This window comes from Winogradskyella poriferorum, from assembly GCF_050618035.1.
Lineage (GTDB): Bacteria > Bacteroidota > Bacteroidia > Flavobacteriales > Flavobacteriaceae > Winogradskyella > Winogradskyella poriferorum_A.
The window spans coordinates 981,363-1,000,918 of the sequence record NZ_JBODPY010000001.1 but is presented as its reverse complement, the minus strand read 5'-3'; the positions used below and the strand labels follow the sequence as shown (position 1 = coordinate 1,000,918).

19 protein-coding genes and 1 tRNA gene are annotated in these 19,556 nt (G+C 34.6%); 8 read left to right on the top strand and 12 right to left on the bottom strand.

Annotated features, from left to right (window positions below):
- Positions 1 to 107 precede the first annotated feature (107 nt).
- From ACRHOC_RS04465 to ACRHOC_RS04450, 4 genes are all read left to right on the top strand, one after another.
- The gene (locus ACRHOC_RS04465) at positions 108 to 2,528 is read left to right on the top strand and encodes an efflux RND transporter permease subunit (protein ID WP_431157350.1); all 2,421 of its coding nucleotides are present in this window, start codon (positions 108 to 110) and stop codon (positions 2,526 to 2,528) included.
- 16 nt (positions 2,529 to 2,544) lie between these two features.
- Positions 2,545 to 3,978 (top strand): asparagine--tRNA ligase, encoded by a 1,434-nt coding sequence (gene asnS, locus ACRHOC_RS04460; protein ID WP_431157349.1) that lies wholly within the window; start codon positions 2,545 to 2,547, stop codon positions 3,976 to 3,978.
- A gap of 78 nt (positions 3,979 to 4,056) precedes the next feature.
- A complete protein-coding gene (rpoN, locus tag ACRHOC_RS04455; RefSeq protein WP_431157348.1) occupies positions 4,057 to 5,520 on the top strand; it encodes an RNA polymerase factor sigma-54 in 1,464 nt (487 codons plus the stop codon).
- Between the two features lie 121 nt (positions 5,521 to 5,641).
- Complete coding sequence (locus ACRHOC_RS04450) at positions 5,642 to 6,136, top strand: hypothetical protein (protein WP_431157347.1); 495 nt, start codon at positions 5,642 to 5,644, stop codon at positions 6,134 to 6,136.
- On the opposite strand, the gene ACRHOC_RS04445 is transcribed toward ACRHOC_RS04450, so the two are convergent.
- From ACRHOC_RS04445 to ACRHOC_RS04410, 8 genes are all read right to left on the bottom strand, one after another.
- The gene (locus tag ACRHOC_RS04445; protein WP_431157346.1) at positions 6,131 to 6,820 is read right to left on the bottom strand and encodes a porin family protein; all 690 of its coding nucleotides are present in this window, start codon (positions 6,818 to 6,820) and stop codon (positions 6,131 to 6,133) included. The two genes, ACRHOC_RS04450 and ACRHOC_RS04445, sit on opposite strands and share 6 nt — an antisense overlap.
- A 92-nt stretch (positions 6,821 to 6,912) precedes the next feature.
- Complete coding sequence (locus ACRHOC_RS04440; RefSeq protein ID WP_431157345.1) at positions 6,913 to 7,377, bottom strand: ExbD/TolR family protein; 465 nt, start codon at positions 7,375 to 7,377, stop codon at positions 6,913 to 6,915.
- Positions 7,378 to 7,388: 11 nt separating this feature from the next.
- Positions 7,389 to 8,024 (bottom strand): ExbD/TolR family protein, encoded by a 636-nt coding sequence (locus ACRHOC_RS04435; RefSeq protein WP_431157344.1) that lies wholly within the window; start codon positions 8,022 to 8,024, stop codon positions 7,389 to 7,391.
- Positions 8,025 to 8,030: 6 nt separating this feature from the next.
- Positions 8,031 to 8,471 (bottom strand): hypothetical protein, encoded by a 441-nt coding sequence (locus ACRHOC_RS04430; protein ID WP_431157343.1) that lies wholly within the window; start codon positions 8,469 to 8,471, stop codon positions 8,031 to 8,033.
- A gap of 18 nt (positions 8,472 to 8,489) precedes the next feature.
- Positions 8,490 to 9,257 carry a MotA/TolQ/ExbB proton channel family protein gene (locus ACRHOC_RS04425; protein ID WP_431157342.1) on the bottom strand — a complete coding sequence of 256 codons (768 nt, stop codon included), beginning with the start codon at positions 9,255 to 9,257 and terminating at the stop codon, positions 8,490 to 8,492.
- Positions 9,258 to 9,333: 76 nt separating this feature from the next.
- Positions 9,334 to 9,421, bottom strand: a tRNA-Ser gene (locus tag ACRHOC_RS04420).
- A gap of 76 nt (positions 9,422 to 9,497) precedes the next feature.
- Positions 9,498 to 10,523: an asparaginase gene (locus ACRHOC_RS04415; protein WP_431157341.1), complete on the bottom strand. Its 1,026-nt coding sequence runs from the start codon at positions 10,521 to 10,523 to the stop codon at positions 9,498 to 9,500.
- 3 nt (positions 10,524 to 10,526) lie between these two features.
- On the bottom strand, positions 10,527 to 11,294 hold the full coding sequence (locus tag ACRHOC_RS04410) for a TatD family hydrolase (RefSeq protein WP_431157453.1): 768 nt from the start codon (positions 11,292 to 11,294) through the stop codon (positions 10,527 to 10,529).
- A 45-nt stretch (positions 11,295 to 11,339) separates the two neighbouring features.
- On the opposite strand from ACRHOC_RS04410, the gene ACRHOC_RS04405 reads away from it, so the two are divergent.
- Together ACRHOC_RS04405 and ACRHOC_RS04400 are read left to right on the top strand one after the other, a co-directional pair.
- Positions 11,340 to 11,807 (top strand): retropepsin-like aspartic protease family protein, encoded by a 468-nt coding sequence (locus tag ACRHOC_RS04405; protein ID WP_431157340.1) that lies wholly within the window; start codon positions 11,340 to 11,342, stop codon positions 11,805 to 11,807.
- 33 nt (positions 11,808 to 11,840) lie between these two features.
- On the top strand, positions 11,841 to 12,467 hold the full coding sequence (locus tag ACRHOC_RS04400) for a response regulator (protein WP_431157339.1): 627 nt from the start codon (positions 11,841 to 11,843) through the stop codon (positions 12,465 to 12,467).
- 580 nt (positions 12,468 to 13,047) lie between these two features.
- Here the strand turns inward: ACRHOC_RS04400 and odhB are convergent.
- Positions 13,048 to 14,268, bottom strand: a complete 1,221-nt coding sequence (odhB, locus tag ACRHOC_RS04395; RefSeq protein WP_431157337.1) for a 2-oxoglutarate dehydrogenase complex dihydrolipoyllysine-residue succinyltransferase — start codon at positions 14,266 to 14,268, stop codon at positions 13,048 to 13,050.
- Between the two features lie 35 nt (positions 14,269 to 14,303).
- Positions 14,304 to 17,060, bottom strand: a complete 2,757-nt coding sequence (locus ACRHOC_RS04390; protein ID WP_431157336.1) for a 2-oxoglutarate dehydrogenase E1 component — start codon at positions 17,058 to 17,060, stop codon at positions 14,304 to 14,306.
- Positions 17,061 to 17,174: 114 nt separating this feature from the next.
- On the opposite strand from ACRHOC_RS04390, the gene ACRHOC_RS04385 reads away from it, so the two are divergent.
- Together ACRHOC_RS04385 and ACRHOC_RS04380 are read left to right on the top strand one after the other, a co-directional pair.
- Complete coding sequence (locus ACRHOC_RS04385) at positions 17,175 to 17,720, top strand: alpha-ketoglutarate decarboxylase (RefSeq protein WP_431157335.1); 546 nt, start codon at positions 17,175 to 17,177, stop codon at positions 17,718 to 17,720.
- A gap of 43 nt (positions 17,721 to 17,763) precedes the next feature.
- Positions 17,764 to 18,231, top strand: a complete 468-nt coding sequence (locus tag ACRHOC_RS04380; RefSeq protein WP_431157334.1) for a c-type cytochrome — start codon at positions 17,764 to 17,766, stop codon at positions 18,229 to 18,231.
- Here the strand turns inward: ACRHOC_RS04380 and ACRHOC_RS04375 are convergent.
- Positions 18,228 to 18,575, bottom strand: a complete 348-nt coding sequence (locus ACRHOC_RS04375; RefSeq protein WP_431157333.1) for a hypothetical protein — start codon at positions 18,573 to 18,575, stop codon at positions 18,228 to 18,230. The genes ACRHOC_RS04380 and ACRHOC_RS04375 overlap by 4 nt on opposite strands.
- Entirely contained in the window at positions 18,575 to 19,549 is a 975-nt protein-coding gene (locus ACRHOC_RS04370) for a polyprenyl synthetase family protein (protein ID WP_431157332.1), read from the bottom strand. Before ACRHOC_RS04370 ends, ACRHOC_RS04375 begins: the two co-directional genes overlap by 1 nt.
- Positions 19,550 to 19,556 lie beyond the last annotated feature (7 nt).

The following is a 19,556-nucleotide window of genomic DNA, read 5'->3' as shown; positions in this document are numbered from 1 at the left end:
TGGGTAATCTTTAGGTTTTTTCTACCTTTGCGGCTCATTTTGAATAGGACAGATCTTAATTTTTAAGACTTTAATTCTAGTTTTGATTTGTCCGTTACATTAAATGCATGTTTAAACTTTTAACAACCGGATTTTGGGAAGCTGTTGCGCGGTTAATTCTTCGTAACAAAATTTTCATTCTTCTGATAATTATTATCAGTACGGTACTGTTGAGTTTGCAGTGGACACACATGCGTTTTACATATACAGAAGCAAATCTTCTTCCTGACGACCATGAAGTTAATTTGGTCTATAATAATTTTTTAGAACTCTTCGGTGAAGAAGGCAATCTCATTGTTTTAGGTGTTAAGGATACTACTTTATTTTCTGTCAAAAAGTTTAATGCTTGGAATAAATTTGCAGATAGCTTTAAGTCCTTTGATGAAGTAGAAACGGTACTTTCAATTAAGGATCTTCAAAAACTCATAAAGAACAACAAAAAAGAAAAGTTTGAACTAGAGCCTTTTATAAAGGATTCGATCTCAAGTCTTGATGAACTTAATACACTACAAGCAGAGTTATTTAAACAGTATCCATTCTACGATAATTTTCTGTTTAATGCCGAAACGAAGACGTTAAGAACTGCGATTTATCTAAAAAAGGATATTGTAAATACGGCAGCGCGAAAAGACTTCATTATTAATGATCTAGAGTCTATGGTTCAAAATTTTGAAGTAGAAACTGGTCTAGATGTAAGAGTCTCTGGTATGCCATACATTAGAACGCTCAATTCGCAAAATATTGTTGATGAAATTGGCCTGTTTATTAGTGCTGCACTATTAGTAACATCACTGATTTTCTTTTTGTTCTTCAGGTCTTTTAGAGCAACCTTTATATCACTCATCGTTGTTTGTATCGGTGTGATGTGGACCTTCGGCATTTTAGGTCTTTTAAAGTATGAAATCACAGTACTTACAGCATTGATTCCGCCACTAATAATTGTGATTGGAATACCTAATTGTATTTTCTTAATTAACAAATACCAGCATGAGGTTAAATCTCATGGCAATAAGGTAAAATCATTACAACGCGTTATTACAAAAATTGGAAATGCGACGTTGATGACAAATGTCACAACTGCTTCTGGTTTTGCCACCTTTATTCTAACCCAGAGTAAGCTACTTAAAGAATTTGGTATTGTAGCATCTCTTAGTATCCTAGCTATTTTTATTTTATGTCTACTTATTATTCCTATTATATATACGTTTTTACCTTATCCTAAAGAAAGGCATTTAGAGCATTTAAATAAGCGTTGGATTGGTGGATTTGTGGATTGGATGGAACGCATGGTAAAGCATAAAAAAATTACCATTTATGTTACAGGTCTTGTTTTGATAATTGCCAGTATGATTGGAATAAATAAGATCACGATCTCTGGAAGTCTCATTGAAGATATGCCTAAGAATAAACAATTTTTTAAAGATATAAGATTCTTTGAAGATGAGTTTAACGGTATTATGCCATTAGAAATAATGGTTGATACAAAGCGTAAAAAAGGTGTAATGAAATTGGGTACACTTAAACGTATCAATGAACTCGAAGAATTAATAATTGAAACGCCAGAGCTTTCCAAACCAATTTCTGTAGCTAGTTTGGTTAAATACAGTAAACAGGCATACTATAATGGGAATCCAAAATATTATCAGCTACCAACAAGCCAAGAAAACAGCTTTATACTTTCATATGCTAAGAACTCCAATTCCGATGTAGACCTGTTAAAAAACTTTGTTGATAGCACAGGTCAATATGCAAGGATTACCACCTTCATGAAAGATATTGGCACTGATAAAATGGAGCGTATCCAGGAGAATTTACAGAATAAAATAGATAAGGTATTTCCAAAAAAACGTTATGATGTTACGCTTACAGGTAAAGCACTAGTATTTCAGAAAGGAACAAAGTTCTTAGTTAGAAATCTAGTCATCTCCTTAAGTCTTGCCATATTACTGATTTCATTGTTTATGGCCTACATGTTCCGTTCGTTTAGGATGATCATTGTATCTCTAGTGCCGAATTTATTGCCATTACTGGTTACTGCTGGGCTAATGGGTTATATTGGAGTGCCTATAAAACCTTCTACCATACTTGTTTTTAGTATTGCATTTGGTATTTCTGTTGATGATACCATTCACTTTTTGGCAAAATACCGACAAGAATTACAAGCCAACCATTGGAAAATTAGAAAATCTGTCTATGCCGCTTTACGCGAAACAGGTGTGAGCATGTTCTATACCTCTATCGTTTTATTCTTTGGATTCTCAGTATTTACGATATCTAGTTTTGGTGGAACTGTAGCCCTTGGTGCATTGGTTTCTGCAACATTACTATTTGCAATGTTATCTAACTTACTGCTTTTACCATCACTATTACTTTCGTTAGAAAGAAGCATAGCAAACAAAGAAGTTCTAAAAGAACCTGCAATAAATATAATACCTGCTGAAGATGAAGACGTAGAGGATAATGAATCCCAAGAAGAAAAATTATCTTAGCAAAAAATTTTAAGAAATGAACACCAAAACTGTAGAAGAATTACTTAAACATGACACGACATTGCAAGATGTCTCAGTAAAAGGATGGGTAAAAACATTTAGGGCAAATCGTTTTATTGCCTTAAATGATGGTTCTACAATAAATAATATTCAATGTGTAGTTGATTTTGAAAGTTTTGAAGAGTCACTTTTAAAACGCATATCTACAGGCGCAGCAATTCACGTTATCGGAGAATTAGTTGAAAGCCAGGGAAAAGGACAGCGTCTTGAAATTCAAGTTAAAGAACTTGAGGTTTTAGGAGATTCAGATCCTGAGACCTATCCAATACAACCCAAAAAACACTCATTCGAATTTTTAAGAGAAAATGCACATCTGCGCACACGCACAAATACCTTTAGTGCAGTAATGCGTCTTCGCTCAGCCTTATCATTTGCTATCCATAAATACTTTACAGAAAACGGTTTTTACAATATGCATACGCCAATTGTAACTGGAAGTGATGCTGAAGGTGCAGGTGAAATGTTTAGAGTAAGCACATTAGATGCTAAAAATCCTCCATTAAATGAAAATGGAGATGTGGATTACACTAAAGACTTTTTTGGTAAGGAAACAAATCTTACCGTTTCTGGGCAACTCGAAGCAGAAACCTATGCTATGTCTTTGGGCAAGGTTTATACCTTTGGCCCAACGTTTAGAGCAGAGAATTCTAATACTTCAAGGCATTTAGCAGAATTTTGGATGATCGAGCCAGAAGTTGCATTCATGGATTTAGATGGCAATATGGATTTAGCAGAAGATTTCTTGAAATCTGTTTTAAATTATGTTCTTGAGCATAATAAAGAGGATTTAGAATTTCTCGAAAAACGTTTATTAGATGAGGAGAAAACAAAACCTCAGGCTGAGCGTAGTGATATGAGCCTAATTGAAAAATTAAGGTTTGTAGTAGATAATAACTTTAAGCGTGTTAGCTATACTGAAGCAATAGATATTCTTAGGAATTCTAAACCTAATAAAAAGAAGAAATTCAAGTATTTAATCAACGAATGGGGCGCAGATCTACAGTCTGAACATGAACGTTATCTGGTAGAAAAGCACTTTAAATGCCCAGTTATTTTATTTGATTACCCAGCCAATATTAAAGCGTTCTATATGCGATTAAATGAGGATGGGAAAACGGTAAGAGCCATGGATATATTGTTCCCAGGCATTGGCGAAATGGTTGGTGGATCACAACGTGAGGAACGCTTGGACGTCTTAGTTGAAAAAATGAAAGCCTTAGATATTCCGGAAGAGGAACTATGGTGGTACTTAGATCTTCGTAAGTATGGTACAGCTGTTCATTCTGGATTTGGACTTGGCTTTGAACGTTTGGTGATGTTTGCTACAGGAATGAGCAATATTAGAGATGTTATTCCCTATCCACGAACACCTCAAAACGCCGAATTCTAAAAACAAGATAAACCTGTTAAGTATTAAAAGCCTGACAGGTTTTTTTATTATTTTTAAAGTCATAAGCATAAATATTAAATGGCCCTAAAACAGTACTTACAATTTAAACTCTCACAAAAGCTTTCTCCTCAGCAAATTCAGCTGATGAAACTTATTCAGTTACCTACACAAGCGTTTGAACAACGACTAAAACAAGAGCTAGAGGAAAACCCTGCATTAGATACTGGTAAAGAGAATGATAGTGCCGATGCCATTGATGAGTTTGATAATAGCACAGATGATTATAACGATAATGACACCATAGATGCAGAGGATATAAATGTAGATGAATATTTAAGTGACGATGAAATCCCTGATTATAGAACACAAGCCAATAACTATAGCTCGGATGATGATGAGAAAAGTATTCCTTATGCTTCTGGGACATCTTTTACCCAGCATCTCATTAATCAACTAAATACATTTAGACTATCGGAACATCAGGAAGAAATTGCACAATTTCTTGTTGGTAGTGTAGATGAGAGTGGCTATATAAGACGTACATTGTCTGACATTACAGATGATTTAGCATTTACACAAAATGTCTATACCAGTGAAGAAGAGGTCGAAGAGGTTCTAAAAATTGTTCAACAACTAGATCCAGCGGGTGTTGCCGCAAGAAATCTTCAAGAGTGCTTAAGCATTCAACTACAAAGAAAAGAACAAAACCCTGATGTAGAATTAGCACTAAAAATCATTGAAAAAGCATTTGAGCAGTTCACAAAGAAGCATTATAAAAAATTAATGCAGAAATTCAGTATTGACGAAGAACAGCTAAAAGATGCTATCGAAGAAATCGAACGCCTCAATCCTAAACCTGGTGGATCTTATGCAGGTAATAATAAAATCATAGAACATATTGTTCCCGATTTTGCCATTAAAATTGTAGATAGCGAATTAGAATTAACACTTAATGGTAGGAATGCTCCAGAACTACATGTCTCTAGAGAGTATAACAATATGCTTAAGGGTTATAAAGAATCCAAAGAAAAATCTAAAGCACAAAAAGATGCGGTACTCTTTATAAAACAAAAGCTAGACGCTGCAAAGTGGTTTATAGAAGCCGTAAGACAGAGACAACAGACATTATATGTTACCATGAGTGCCATAATGAATTATCAACAAGAGTATTTTTTATCTGGTGACGAACGTAAATTAAGGCCTATGATTCTTAAGGATATTGCGGACGAAATTGATATGGATGTCTCTACAATATCTCGTGTTGCCAATAGTAAGTACGTGGATACACCCTATGGTACCAAGCTCATTAAGGAATTCTTTTCTGAGTCAATGACCAATGACCAAGGAGAAGAAGTCTCTACTAGAGAAATTAAGAAGATTCTTGAAACTGTAATTGAAGAAGAAAATAAGAAAAAACCACTAACGGACGAAGCACTGTCCAAGATTCTAAAAGAAAAAGGATACCCTATTGCCCGACGCACCGTTGCTAAATACAGAGAACAGCTAGACATTCCTGTAGCGAGACTCAGAAAAAAGATTTAAATCTAAGATGAGGGATTTTATATTAAAAAGTGTTTCGTTTATTTTTCACCCTTTGATTATGCCATTATTGGGTGTCCTTTTTTATTTCTCCAAAACGCCAAGGTTTATCCCAGAACCTGTAATGAAAGCCAAGATTTTTTCGATAGTTATACTTACAATTATACTACCAATATTACTTTTTTTCTTGCTCAAAACGGTAAATAAGGTTGACACTATTTATTTAAAAACAACAAAAGAAAGAGTACTTCCATTACTTATCAATTCAATTATTGTGGCATTGATTCTTTACCGTGTCATGACTTTTAATGAGATTGAGGAACTGTTTTACTTCTTTGTTGGAATTTTACTTTCAAATTTAATTTGCCTTATTCTTGCCCTATCTAAGATTAAAGCAAGTATTCATATGATTGCGGCTTCAGGCTTTTTTATGTTTGCTACTACTATTGGTATCCATTTCAAAATAAATATTAATGGCACCATTGCCTTAATGATGATAATTTTAGGTGCAATAGCTACTTCGAGGCTTCATCTTAAAGCTCATACAAACCAAGAGCTTATAATAGGTTTATTTACAGGTTTGGTGCCTCAATTGTTCTTAATGAATTTCTGGCTATAAAATATAGAACATAAGGCCAACCTTAAAGGAAGCAATATCTAATTGTTCTCCATTTAAAATAGACTCTTCATTAAAAATAGGATTTAAGCCATAATAAGCATGAAAATTCCAAGTGCCATATCCAACACTTAAGGTAAGTCCATACTGGAGTTGATTAAACGCATCAATATTAAATAGTTTAACATCACCTGCATTACTCCTAAATTTTGTTGAGTTATAAAAGACATATCCTACCTTAAAACCTGCGTAAATTCTCCAGAAATTATAGTCCGTTGCTGTAGAAGTTCTCCATCTAATTTCGAACGGTAATTCTACCAAATACGTAGTAAACTTATTCTGAGACACATTAATCTCATCTTCATTTATGATTTCAAATAAATACTCCTTGTTGTCTTCTGTAATTAATAAATTTTGATTGTATGAATTAGAAGATAACCCAAGTCCTAAACCCAACGCAAAATCCCTGTTGGCATTAATTGGCATATCTCTTATAAAACCAAAATGAAATCCGGTTGAAAAACCACTCTGAGATAAACCATTTGGTTTTAAATTTAATATGTTATAGGTTAAAGAAGCATAGAACTGATCTTCTCTATAATTCTTGTATAATTCCGTCTTATCATTAGACTGGGATATGCCTAAGAAGGATATTAATAGTAGGTATGAAAGTATGAAGTATTTCATTTTGGTTAAATCTACAAAATCTTTGTTTGCTATTAACAAAAAACGCCTTGATAAGTCATCAAGGCGTTCTCTAAATTAAGATTTTTAATACTCTACTGTTCTGCTCTAGTATTGGTAATATACATTACCTTTAAAGTGTTTGCTTTACGAAGCTCTTGCTTTACATCAGAAACTAAACCTGCATGAGTGTCTTTGTCTACTTTTAAGCCAACAACAATTTTACTTTTAAGCTCTTCATTCATATCTGCCTGTGCTTGTAATACAGAAGCTTGTACATCTTCTACACTAATAAAAGCATCATTGAATTGAATTCTAGGCTCTTCACCAAATTGTTTGTACTGGCTACTTGGTTTACCTGCGTAAATAAAAGTAGTTCTATCTTTCTTAAGTTTCTCTACTTGATCTGCACTAGGCAACCTATTTTCTATCATAAGAGAACTATCTCTCATTACCGTTGCTACCATGAAAAAGAAAAGCAACATGAAAACAATATCAGGTAGGGACGCCGTAGAAATTGCCGGCAATTCTCCTTTACCTCCTTTTTTAAATTTTGACATATCTGTTACTTTTAATTATTATCTGGTTCAGCTTCGGATAATTTAAGTGGATAAAGTTTCTTAATGGTCTCAATACGAGCATTAAGTTCTTCATCTTTCTTAAATTGATTCTTTTCCTTTTCCGCTAACATTGCGGCATATACTTTGTCTTCGTTAGGATAAAACTGCTTGTACAACCTTGCGGCTTCTCTTTCTCTTAAATGATTGTAAGCGGCTACAAGTTCGTTCTGAACTTCAATGTACTTTTCATATGAAGTCTCCCTATCGTGTTTCATAGATATGATGGCCTTATCTGGATGATCTGAAGAACTTGGTGATCTCTTACCTTGGCAATAATCACAAGATTGTCCTTCTGCATTTTGACCACCACCATTATCTAAGAATTCTATGGCTGCCTGTCTTAAGTCTTTTAACTCCATCTGCTCGTCTTCAACCAGAAGCTGATTTCTACGGTTAATCAAAACCGTAAATAAATTCTTCTGCTTGATAATTGGTGGTTCTACTTCAGAATCATCAATAGGCGGTAAACTTCTTAAAAGTCCTTTATCCTTTTCAATGGTTGTTGTTACCAAGAAAAAGATAAGCAGTAGAAAGGCAATGTCAGCCATTGATCCTGCATTTACTTCGGGTGCTGCTCTTTTTGCCATATCTAGTTATTTACTTATTACTTTTTTAACCCCTGAAAATATCATTGCTAAAGCTGCAACGACAATTAGAATGTAGAAAGCTGTTAGACCTGCCCCAACCATTTGCGACTGAGAATCTGTAGCAAATCCGTCTTCTAATCTATATTTCATTTCATCTCCTCCTGCCATTACGTAAGAAATAATTAATACGGTAGCAAATGCTCCAACGCCAATCAATGTATTCTTTAAACCTGCAGTATTCGTAAAGAGGTTTTTAATGACAAAAGCTACTACGAAGGCAAGGACAAGACCTAATATGATATAAGCCACAAAAGCTATTGGATCTACTAAGCCGGCCTTTTCGCCTGTTTCTATTGCCTCATCACCTGCAGCAATTATTCTTACAAGAAAAATAACGCCTAACAAGCTTAAAACAATAGCAACTATTTTTAATACTTTATGTAACATAATTTAGTTTGGTCTTAATTATTTTTTGTGTCTTACTAATAAATCCATCAAAGTGATAGATGCATCTTCCATATCGTTTACGATACTATCAATCTTAGCGATGATGTAATTGTAGAAGATTTGAAGTATAATCGCCACAATAAGACCAAATACTGTTGTTAAAAGTGCTACCTTAATACCACCTGCTACAAGGGAAGGCTGCATGTCACCAGCAGCTTCAATTTTATCAAAGGCTTTAATCATACCGATTACTGTACCCATGAAACCAAGCATTGGTGCTAGTGCTATAAATAATGAAATCCAAGATACATTCTTTTCTAACTGACCCATTTGTACACCACCATAAGCTACAACAGCTTTTTCAGCAGCATCAATGTCTTCATCAGCTCTATCTAAACCTTGGTAAAAAATTGATGCAACAGGTCCTTTAGTATTTCTACAAACCTCTTTAGCTGCTTCAATTCCACCAGACGCTAGAGCATCCTCTACATTTTGCGTTAATTTCTTTGTGTTAGTTGTGGAAAGATTTAAAAAGATAATTCTCTCAATAGCAATTGCTAATCCAAGAATTAAACATAATAATACGATCCCCATAAATCCAGGTCCACCTTCAATAAAACGCTTTTTTAATTCTTGGTGGAAACCTAAATCTTCACCAGTGGCATCTGCATCATCTTGAGTCATTGTTACAGTTGTTGTTGCTGATGCATTCGTTAAAGCATTAGCATTAACAGTTCCGATAGCCATTAAACATGTTATGGCAAGGATAGAAAATAATCTTTTCATTGTTCTTAATCTTAATTTAATTAGTTAAAGTGTTAAAGATAAAAAAATAATATAATATAAAGTCGCAAAATATAAGCAGAGAGGAAGGGATTCGAACCCTCGATACCCTTTTGAGGTATACACACTTTCCAGGCGTGCGCCTTCGACCACTCGGCCACCTCTCTGTAAATTTTTGACATAAAATTACAGACTGGCAAATAACGAAAAAAACTTTAAACACTAAAATTTGCCACGTTAATTTTAGGTCATTTCACCGCGTAGGGGTTTTTCAAAATAAAATTGAAATTCCTCTGGTTTAATATTGTACCCTATGAGATACATTAATTTTGAAACGGCAGCTTCTGTTGTTATATCTTTTCCAGAAATAACACCGATCTCTTTTAATTGTGAACTGGTCTCATACTGTCCCATAATAACACTTCCTCCTGAACATTGTGTTACATTAATAATATGTAGACCTTTTGATATGGCTTTGCCGAGTTGATTAATAAACCATGCGTCGGTAGTGGCATTTCCAGAACCGTAGGATTCTAGTATAAGCCCTTTTAGATTTTCTGTTTCTAAGACTGCTTTTACTATAGGTTCAGAAATACCCGGAAACAACTTTAATACACCAATATTGGTGTCGAGTTTAGTCCTTACTATTAAAGCCTCTTCAAATTTTTCCTTTCTTAAAAACTCATGGTTAATCTTAAGATGAACTCCAGATTCGGCTAAAGTGGGATAATTAGGTGAATCGAATGCCTCAAAATGTTCCGCATTAATTTTAGTGGTGCGATTCCCTCGATAAAGTTTATATTCAAAATAAAGACACACTTCTCTAATAATAGGTATACCATTATTATGAAGTGATGCCAATTGTATAGAGGTAATTAAGTTTTCTTTGGCATCTGTGCGTAAATCTCCAATAGGTAGTTGAGAACCTGTAAAAATTACTGGCTTTTCTAAATTCTCGAGCATAAAACTTAAAACAGAGGCAGAGTAACTCATCGTATCACTACCATGCAGAACAACAAAACCATTAAAGTCATTATAATTAGATTCAATGATTTTGGCAATAGCCTGCCAATAATTAGGATTCATGTTCGATGAATCTATAGGTTCCTCAAAAGAAACAGTCTCTATAGAACAGTCTAACAATCTAATCTCAGGAATTTTAATTAGGAGACTGTCAAAATCAAAGGCCTTTAAGGTACCTGTATGCGCATCTTTAATCATACCAATGGTACCACCTGTATATATTAAAAGTATGTTTTGCTTATCCATAACTTAAACTCCGAATACCTCTTTTGAATTTCTAGTTGTAATTTCGGCAATCTCATTCGTACTCCTATCATAAAGATGAGATAATTTTTCTAATACCTTTAATATATACATACTTTCATTTCGTTTACCACGATAAGGTTTGGGTGCCAAATATGGAGAATCGGTTTCGAGAACAATATGTTCTAAACCAATCTCATTAATAAATTGGTCTATCTTTCCATTTTTAAATGTTACAACACCGCCAATACCTAATTTCATATTGAAGGATATGGCTCTTTCAGCTTGCTCTTTTGTTCCGGTAAAACAATGAAAAATACCGTAAAAATCATCTGACTTTTCTTGTTCTAAAACTTCAAAGATTTCATCAAATGCTTCTCTACAATGTATCACAATCGGTAGTTTATATTGCTTTGCCAATTTTATTTGATGCTTAAAGGCTTTTATTTGAATGTCTAGAGTAGATGTATCCCAATATAAATCTATTCCTATTTCACCAACAGCATAGAATTTTCTTTTCGCCAACATCTGTTCTACATGCATTAATTCTGACAAATAGTTTTCTTTAACATGTGTTGGATGAAGGCCCATCATTAGGAATATATTTTCAGGAAATGATTGCTCAAGATTAAGCATTGATTCTGTATAGGTAGAATCAATTGCTGGAATGAAAAACCGCTCAATATTGGCATCTAAAGCACGCTTAATCATTTCATCTCTATCGGTATCAAAATCCTCACTGTAGAGGTGTGTATGCGTATCGGTAATTATCATTTTGCAAAAGTAATGCATTAGCCTATATTTACACAAATGGAATAAATGGAAACCCTACAAGATTTTCTTTTAGACAAAGGCTATTCTAAGATTAAATTAAAACTCACTAAGACCAATCATTTCGAAATTAAGGCCTCTATTAATGGCATAAAAGGACGTTTTATTCTAGATACTGGCGCTTCGAGTAGCTGTGTTGGTTTTGAAGCTATAGAACGCTTTAACTTAAAAGTCAAAGATTCTGAGATTAAAGCTGTTGGAGCAGGTGCTTCTGACATGCTTACAAAAATCTCTTCTTCAAACAATCTCAAAATAGGCAAATGGAAAAAAGGTAGAGTTTCACTTATCCTATTCAATTTATCTCATGTTAATAATGGTTTAGTAAATCATGATGCAGATCCAGTAGATGGCATTATAGGTGCAGATATCTTAAAAAAGGGAAAAGCTATAATTGATTATCAAAAAAAAATCCTCTATTTGAAATTGAAGGAAATTTCAAAAAATAAAATTTCTTAGTATCTTCACAAATCAGGTTAAAAGGTAAAGAGCATGAATCCATCCCTCATAGTTGCCGATGATCATCCTCTGGTGCTCAAAGGTTTATTGGAATTTTTGAATGAAAATAACCACAACGTAATAGCTTCAGCTACTAACGGTAAGAACGCACTTGCTTTAATTAAAGCACATGAGCCAGATATTGCTGTTTTAGATGTAAGAATGCCATTTTTTACTGGTTTAGAAATAGCCCAAAAATGCAAGGAAGCTCAACTTGAGACTAAGATTATTCTTTTGACTTTTGAAAAGGACGAAAAAACATATAACGCTGCAAAAGAGGCAGGGGTTTATGCTTATGTCCTTAAGGAATTTGCTCTCGACGAGATAGAAACTTGTATTAGATCGGTTCGAGACGGTAAGACCTATTTTAGTCCAGAATTGATTTCTTATATCGAAATAAACGAAGCACTCGATCTTCTCCAGGAATTAACCACCTCTGAATTAAGAATTTTAAGGCTCATTTCTAAAAATAAAACAGCCAAAGAAATTGCTGAAGAATTATATGTTTCTCCTAGAACAGTTGAAAAACATAAAAGTAATATTCGACGCAAGCTCGATTTAGACAAGGCACCAAATAGTATTTTAATTTGGGCGAAAGACAATCAAAAGTACCTTTCTTGAAAAATACGTAAGGTTACGTATAGATTTTCATTTTTTTAATTAGCATCTTTACATTGTTATTAATTAAGGGTTAATAACGAGCTATTAATTAGTTCTTAGGGGATTATTAAGCCTCGGACTCGTTCCGAGGCTTTACTATTTTAACCAATTAGTAAACTATACTTCCTATTTCCCTTAAACCTTAATTTCTGAATTTTAAGTGCCTCAAAATGAGAATTTTTTAAAATATACGTAACGTTACGTATAGTCCCATATTTAATAAATAAAGACATTTACAGAGCTATTAATCGTATGCCTCAGATTAGAATCTGAAAAGCTCTGGAATTATTGAATCTCCGGAGCTTTCAAAAATATTAATAAATAAAATCAATTATGGACTCTGCAAAGCAAAACGCTACCAAAACTGACAAAATAATTATTGCTTTAATAATTATTGCCACTGTTTTCGTTGTTACAGCGAATTTAGTAGTAACTTTTTTAAGTTAATTTTTAGTTAGTTGTTCTTCTAAGTTAGTAATTAAGAGAACGATAAAAGCGCAGTTTTTCAACTGCGCTTTTCTATTTTAAAAAACTTCTTTGACTACATTTCTAGTGCCTTATTTGGATTTCCATCCATTAAAAGCTCTACCGGATTTTCAAGTGCTTCTTTAACAGCAACTAAGAATCCTACAGACTCTTTCCCATCGATAATACGATGATCATAAGATAAGGCCACATACATAATTGGTCTAATTTCTACCTTACCATCCACAGCGACTGGTCGCTCTACTATATTGTGCATCCCCAAAATACCACTTTGCGGAGGGTTAATTATTGGCGTAGACAACATACTGCCAAAGACTCCACCATTAGATATTGTGAAGGTTCCACCAGTCATTTCATCCACAGTAATTTGACCATCACGAGCACGTATTGCAAGTCTTTTTACTTCTGACTCAACACCTCTAAATGATAAATTTTCAGCATTTCTAATAACAGGGACCATAAGACCTTTCGGCCCTGATACTGCAATACTAATGTCACAGAAATCAAAAGAAATCATTTCTTTTCCATCTATCATAGAATTAACTGCTGAATACAATTTTAAAGCTCTCACTACAGCCAAAGTGAAAAAGCTCATGAATCCTAGACTTACGCCATGCTTCGCCTTAAAATCTTCTTTATATTGTTTTCTTAAGTCAAAAATTGGTGACATGTCAACTTCATTAAAAGTTGTTAGCATAGCTGTTGTATTCTTAGCTTCTACTAAACGTTCTGCGACCTTTCTTCTTAGCATTGACATCTTGCTACGCGAACTTCCACGGTTACCACCAGTTGGTGTTCCCATTGAAGGTGCAGCATTTACGGCATCATCTTTAGTTATGCGTCCATCCTTACCTGTACCTTGTACCGCAGAAGCTTGAATACCTTTCTCTGCTAAAATCTTCTTAGCCGCAGGACTTGCCGTACCCGTTGCATAGGTTTTTGCCGTTTCAGGTGCTGGTGTACTTTCCTCTTTTTTCGATGTTTCTTCTTTTTTTGAAGCCTCTTCTGCCTTTGTTTCAATTGAACCTTCTGGCTTTTCAGCGCTTGTATCAATTAAACAAACAACCTCACCAACCTCCACAGCATCTCCTTCTTCAGCCTTAAGTGTTATTGTTCCACTCGCTTCTGCAGGTAACTCTAAAGTTGCTTTATCGCTATCTACCTCAGCGATAGCTTGGTCTTTCTCAACGTAATCACCGTCTTCAACTAACCACTCTGCAATCTCAACTTCCGTAATAGATTCGCCTGGAGAAGGCACTTTCATTTCTAAAATCATGGACTTATTTATTTAAGCTCTTTTGTATTTATATTTTATCTCTGATTGTTTTTAGTCTTATCAAAAACGTAATCAATAACCTCTTGATGTCTAATTTTTGATCTTACTGAACTTCCTGCAGCAGGAGTACCATATGGCCTTCTACTAGCCGCTCTGAAATGTTTGGCTTCATCAAAATGCATTAAAATATGTGCATAAGCTCCCATATTTCTTGGCTCCTCTTGCGCCCACACAACATCATTAGCATTTTTATATTTTTTCAATTCCTCTCGCATAGCTTCAGCTGGTAATGGGAATAATTGCTCTATTCTTACCAAAGCAATATCATTGCGTTCTAACTTCTCTCTTTCGTCCAATAAATCGTAATAAAACTTACCTGTTACAAAAACAAGTGTTTTCACGTCTTTTGGCTCAACTTCAGTATCACTAATTAAAGTTTGGAAACTTCCATTAGCAAATTCATCAACTGCAGAAACAACTTTTGGGTGTCTTAGCAAACTCTTTGGTGTAAAGACAATTAGTGGCTTTCTGTAATTGGCCTTCATTTGTCTTCTTAATAGGTGAAACATATTTGCAGGCGTTGTACAATCTGTAACAAACATATTGTCTTTAGCACATAATTGTAAGTAGCGTTCCATGCGACCAGAAGAGTGCTCGGCACCTTGTCCTTCATAACCGTGTGGTAAAAGCATTACTAAACCATTTTGAGTTTTCCACTTGTCTTCACCAGAAGAGATATATTGATCTATCATAATTTGGGCACCATTACTAAAATCCCCAAACTGTGCCTCCCAAATGGTGAGAGTTTTAGGACTTGCCATCGCATATCCATAATCAAACCCTACCACACCATACTCAGAAAGCAACGAATTGAATATGTTAAATTGACCTTGGTTTTCTGAAATTTCTTTTAATAAAATAATTTCCTCTTCACTATCTTCAACCTTAACAACAGCGTGTCTGTGCGAAAACGTGCCACGCTCAACATCCTGTCCAGAAATCCTAACATTATAACCTTCTTTTAAAAGGGTACCATAAGCCAAATGTTCTGCCATAGACCAATCCAATCTATCTTCATCGAACATAGTCTGTCTTGACTCTACCAAACGCTGAATTTTTCTTATGAACTTTTTATCTGAAGGGAGTGTAGCTATAACTTGGGTCACCTCTTTAAGATCTGATTTAGAAACACCTGTGTCTACAGGTTTCATCATTTCTACCTCAGTAACACGTACAAAGTCCTTCCATTGCTCTTGCATAAAAGGAGAAATGATTGTTTTTTCGATCTTTCTAGAGTCCTCTAGCTTCTCTTCTAATTTATTCTTGTATTCTTTCTCTATTTTGGAAACATAGCCTTCATCAATTATTCCTTCTTCAAGCAAACGTGCTGCATATATATCACGAGGATTTTTATGTTTTGAAATGGCCTTATATAAAAGTGGTTGAGTAAACTTTGGTTCATCACCTTCGTTATGACCATATTTGCGGTAACCTAATAAATCAATAAAAACATCACGCTTAAATTGCATTCTAAAATCTAATGCAAATAGTGTAGCATGTACAACCGATTCTGCATCATCTGCGTTAACATGCAATACAGGTGAAAGCGTCACCTTACCTACATCTGTACAATAGGTGCTCGATCTACCATCTAGATAATTTGTTGTAAATCCTATTTGATTATTAACAACAATGTGTACGGTACCATTGGTTTTATAACCATCTAATTTTGCCATCTGTACAACCTCATAAATCAGCCCTTGACCTGCGATGGCAGCATCACCATGGACTACTATTGGTAGTACTTCTGAACTATCTTTTATCTCGTCGCGATCCTGTTTTGCTCTTGCAATTCCTTCAACCACAGCTCCAACTGTTTCAAGATGTGAAGGATTTGGTGCAATACTCAAATTAATTCGCTTGCCTGTATCGGTCTCTCTATCACTTGTCCATCCTAAATGGTACTTTACATCACCATCGAAAACTTTCTCTTCGTAATCTTTACCGTCAAACTCACTAAAAATATCCTTGGCAGACTTTCCAAAAATATTGGTTAAAGTATTTAATCGGCCTCGGTGTGCCATACCCATGACAAATTCTTTAACACCATAATCTGCTGCCTTTTCAATCATGGCATCAAGTGCAGGAATTAAAGATTCATTTCCTTCGAGTGAAAAACGCTTCTGACCTACATATTTAGTATGAAGAAAAGATTCAAAGGACACTGCCTCATTGAGCTTTCTCAGAATATTCTTTTTCTCGTCTCCAGAAAACTGAGGGTGATTATCGTTAATATTGAGCTTGTCCTGAATCCACTGAATTTCTTCAGGCTTTCTTATGTACATATACTCAACACCAATAGAGTCACAATATATGCGCTCTAAATGATCAATAATCACTTGTAGGGTGCTTTGCCCAATCCCAATGACTTCTCCAGCTGAAAAAACAGTTTGAAGATCACTCTTAGTCAATCCAAAATTTTCAATCTCTAGAGTAGGTGCATATTTTCGTCTTGCACGTACTGGATTGGTTTTAGTGAATAAATGACCTCTACTGCGGTAGCCGTCAATTAATTTCACAACCTGAAATTCTTTTTGAAGTTGTTCTGGGATTTGAGTTGAAACTCCTTCTACTATTTCTCCTTCTAAACCATAGTTTTCGGAGCCAAAATCGTAGCCTTGAAAAAAGGCTCGCCAACTTGGTTCTACCGAATCAGGATTTTTGAGATATTGGTCATATAAATCCGCAAAGTAAGCGGTGTGCGCTGCGTTGAGAAAGGAATATTTATCCATTACTTTTTTTGAGCCGTTGACGTTTCAATAAAATTTCTTCAAAAATACAACTTTTGCCAAATATAGTAGTGGTTTTATTATATTTATAACAAATACAAAAGTGGTTTTAGTGTTATGACAAAATTTAGAAATACCCTTAGATTAAAAAGATACTTAACCTTAGTGGCAATGCTTTGTTTTACCTACAGTATTTCTTCTCAAAGTAGTATTGATTCTCCATCGAATTTTTGGCAAAATGTTCAATTTGGAGGTGGTGTAGGACTCAATTTTGGCAATGGCTTTTTTTCTGGAGCACTTGCACCTAATGCAATTTATAGAATTAGCCCATACGTGGCAACAGGTGTAGGATTAAACTTTCAGTACAGCTTACAACGTGATCTATTTAAATCAACCGTTGTAGGTGGTAGTGTTTTAGGCTTATTTAATCCTGCTAGGGAAATTCAGCTCTCAACGGAGTTTGAACAACTTTATGTTAATCGTGATTTTGATGAACAATTTGTAACTAATGTAGATGATAGTTATTGGTATCCTGCACTTTTTATTGGCGTGGGCTATACCAGTGGCAGTATGACCTTTGGTATAAGATATGATGTTTTATACGATGATGAAAAAAGCATACAACCAGAAGCTTGGATGCCTTTTGTTAGATTTTGGTTTTAATATATTATATTTAGACACTTAATAAAGACCTAATAAATTAACCATGAAATCATCTATTAAATTATTCTTTTTATCAGTTCTATTTTTAAGTTTTAGCTGTGGTAATGACAACAAAAAAGAGGAGGCTGGATATGGTAAATCTGAAACTGCCAAAGTACCTGCTTCTGAACGTATTGATTTATCGAATAAAGGAGTTGGTAGTATCACATCTGTTGATTTACCACTTGTGGTAGATGAAGAACTGGCAAAACAAGGTGAAGAAGTTTATAATAAACTGTGTTTAGCTTGTCATATGGTTGATAAAAAATTTATTGGTCCTTCTCCAAAAGGAATCTTACAGCGTCGTTCTCCGGAGTGGGTTATGAATATGATTCTAAATCCTGAAAAAATGGTGAAAGAAGATCCATTAGCCAAGGACTTATTAGAAGAGTATAATGGTTCGCCAATGGTCGGACAGAATGTAACTAAAGACGAAGCACGAGCAATTTTAGAGTATTTTAGAACACTTTAGAAGTTATTTTTATACCACACTTTTTGCCATTCACGTTGCAGAATTAAAAAGGTTACTTTTTCGGCAATAATGGTAGTGTCGTCATCTTCAATCTGTTTTATTTTTACTTCTGAAACATCCACTTGATAGAGTAAATTAAGATAATCCGGAAACTTGCTTTCTATAAGATGAAAAACTGTTTCTTGCAATACCAGCTTGAGACTTGTTGGCAATGTGTCTTCATCAAATTCTAAGTCTATATTGGCGTAAAGCAGGTCTTTGTTAAGCTGTTTTATTAATTTCTTGAAGAAATTAGGTGCTTCAGATGCAATAACAAGTTCATTAAAATTTGAGGGCAAAGTCATTACACACGCCTATTCATTAATTGTTCTCCAAATAGTCTTAAGACTTGTTTTTTATCATCTGTAATACTGAGCGAATCTAAAACTTCAAAGGCTTTATCCGTATAGTTTTTAACCGCTTGTTGTGTTGCATCAGACGCGCCAGAATCAACAAATAACGATTTTACTTTAGTTACCTTTTCATTATCACTAATATCATTACTATTCATGGCATTAACCAAGGCACTTTGCTGGTTTTGGTCTCCCAGTTCTAAAGTCTTTAGATATAAATAGGTCTTTTTATTCTCAATGATATCACCTCCAACCTGCTTGCCAAATGTCTCTGGATTACCAAATGCATCTAAATAATCATCTTGAAGCTGAAAAGCAATACCTAAATAACGCCCAAAGTCATAAATAGCCTGCTGATTTTTATGATCTGTATCGGCTATTATTGCACCCATCTGCATTGCTGCACCAACTAAAACAGCTGTTTTATATTCAATCATTTTGAGATACTCAGGGATTGTAACATCATTCCTCGTCTCAAAGTCTATATCATATTGCTGTCCTTCACATACTTCCAATGCAGTCTTACTAAATAAAGCAATTAAAGCTTTGAACACTTTAGGCTCATAACTCTCAAAAAACTGATAGGCCATAATTAACATGGCATCACCTGATAGTATTCCAGTATTAAGATCCCATTTTTCATGAACTGTTTCTTTACCACGTCGAATAGGAGCATCATCCATAATATCATCATGAACAAGAGTGAAATTATGAAATACTTCAATAGATAAAGCAGCGTCTAGTGCAGTTTTCGCCTCAGCTCCAAAAACTTCTGTAGCCATAAGAGTTAATACTGGCCTTAAGCGTTTACCACCAAGATTTAAGATGTAATCAACAGGTTCATACAGATTATTTGGCTCTTTGTTTACAATCGTATTCTTTAAATAATCTGTAAATAAGTTCTGATAAGCTTCAATGTTTTGCATACAACAA

Excerpts from the sequence above, each read along its gene's own strand:
- ACRHOC_RS04465 (WP_431157350.1), top strand. The coding sequence starts at position 108 with ATGTTTAAACTTTTAACAACCGGATTTTGGGAAGCTGTTGCGCGGTTA.
- asnS (WP_431157349.1), top strand. The coding sequence starts at position 2,545 with ATGAACACCAAAACTGTAGAAGAATTACTTAAACATGACACGACATTG.
- rpoN (WP_431157348.1), top strand. The coding sequence starts at position 4,057 with ATGGCCCTAAAACAGTACTTACAATTTAAACTCTCACAAAAGCTTTCT.
- ACRHOC_RS04450 (WP_431157347.1), top strand. The coding sequence starts at position 5,642 with ATGAAAGCCAAGATTTTTTCGATAGTTATACTTACAATTATACTACCA.
- ACRHOC_RS04445 (WP_431157346.1), bottom strand. The coding sequence starts at position 6,820 with ATGAAATACTTCATACTTTCATACCTACTATTAATATCCTTCTTAGGC.
- ACRHOC_RS04440 (WP_431157345.1), bottom strand. The coding sequence starts at position 7,377 with ATGTCAAAATTTAAAAAAGGAGGTAAAGGAGAATTGCCGGCAATTTCT.
- ACRHOC_RS04435 (WP_431157344.1), bottom strand. The coding sequence starts at position 8,024 with ATGGCAAAAAGAGCAGCACCCGAAGTAAATGCAGGATCAATGGCTGAC.
- ACRHOC_RS04430 (WP_431157343.1), bottom strand. The coding sequence starts at position 8,471 with ATGTTACATAAAGTATTAAAAATAGTTGCTATTGTTTTAAGCTTGTTA.
- ACRHOC_RS04425 (WP_431157342.1), bottom strand. The coding sequence starts at position 9,257 with ATGAAAAGATTATTTTCTATCCTTGCCATAACATGTTTAATGGCTATC.
- ACRHOC_RS04415 (WP_431157341.1), bottom strand. The coding sequence starts at position 10,523 with ATGGATAAGCAAAACATACTTTTAATATATACAGGTGGTACCATTGGT.
- ACRHOC_RS04410 (WP_431157453.1), bottom strand. The coding sequence starts at position 11,294 with ATGATAATTACCGATACGCATACACACCTCTACAGTGAGGATTTTGAT.
- ACRHOC_RS04405 (WP_431157340.1), top strand. The coding sequence starts at position 11,340 with ATGGAAACCCTACAAGATTTTCTTTTAGACAAAGGCTATTCTAAGATT.
- ACRHOC_RS04400 (WP_431157339.1), top strand. The coding sequence starts at position 11,841 with ATGAATCCATCCCTCATAGTTGCCGATGATCATCCTCTGGTGCTCAAA.
- odhB (WP_431157337.1), bottom strand. The coding sequence starts at position 14,268 with ATGATTTTAGAAATGAAAGTGCCTTCTCCAGGCGAATCTATTACGGAA.
- ACRHOC_RS04390 (WP_431157336.1), bottom strand. The coding sequence starts at position 17,060 with ATGGATAAATATTCCTTTCTCAACGCAGCGCACACCGCTTACTTTGCG.
- ACRHOC_RS04385 (WP_431157335.1), top strand. The coding sequence starts at position 17,175 with ATGACAAAATTTAGAAATACCCTTAGATTAAAAAGATACTTAACCTTA.
- ACRHOC_RS04380 (WP_431157334.1), top strand. The coding sequence starts at position 17,764 with ATGAAATCATCTATTAAATTATTCTTTTTATCAGTTCTATTTTTAAGT.
- ACRHOC_RS04375 (WP_431157333.1), bottom strand. The coding sequence starts at position 18,575 with ATGACTTTGCCCTCAAATTTTAATGAACTTGTTATTGCATCTGAAGCA.
- ACRHOC_RS04370 (WP_431157332.1), bottom strand. The coding sequence starts at position 19,549 with ATGCAAAACATTGAAGCTTATCAGAACTTATTTACAGATTATTTAAAG.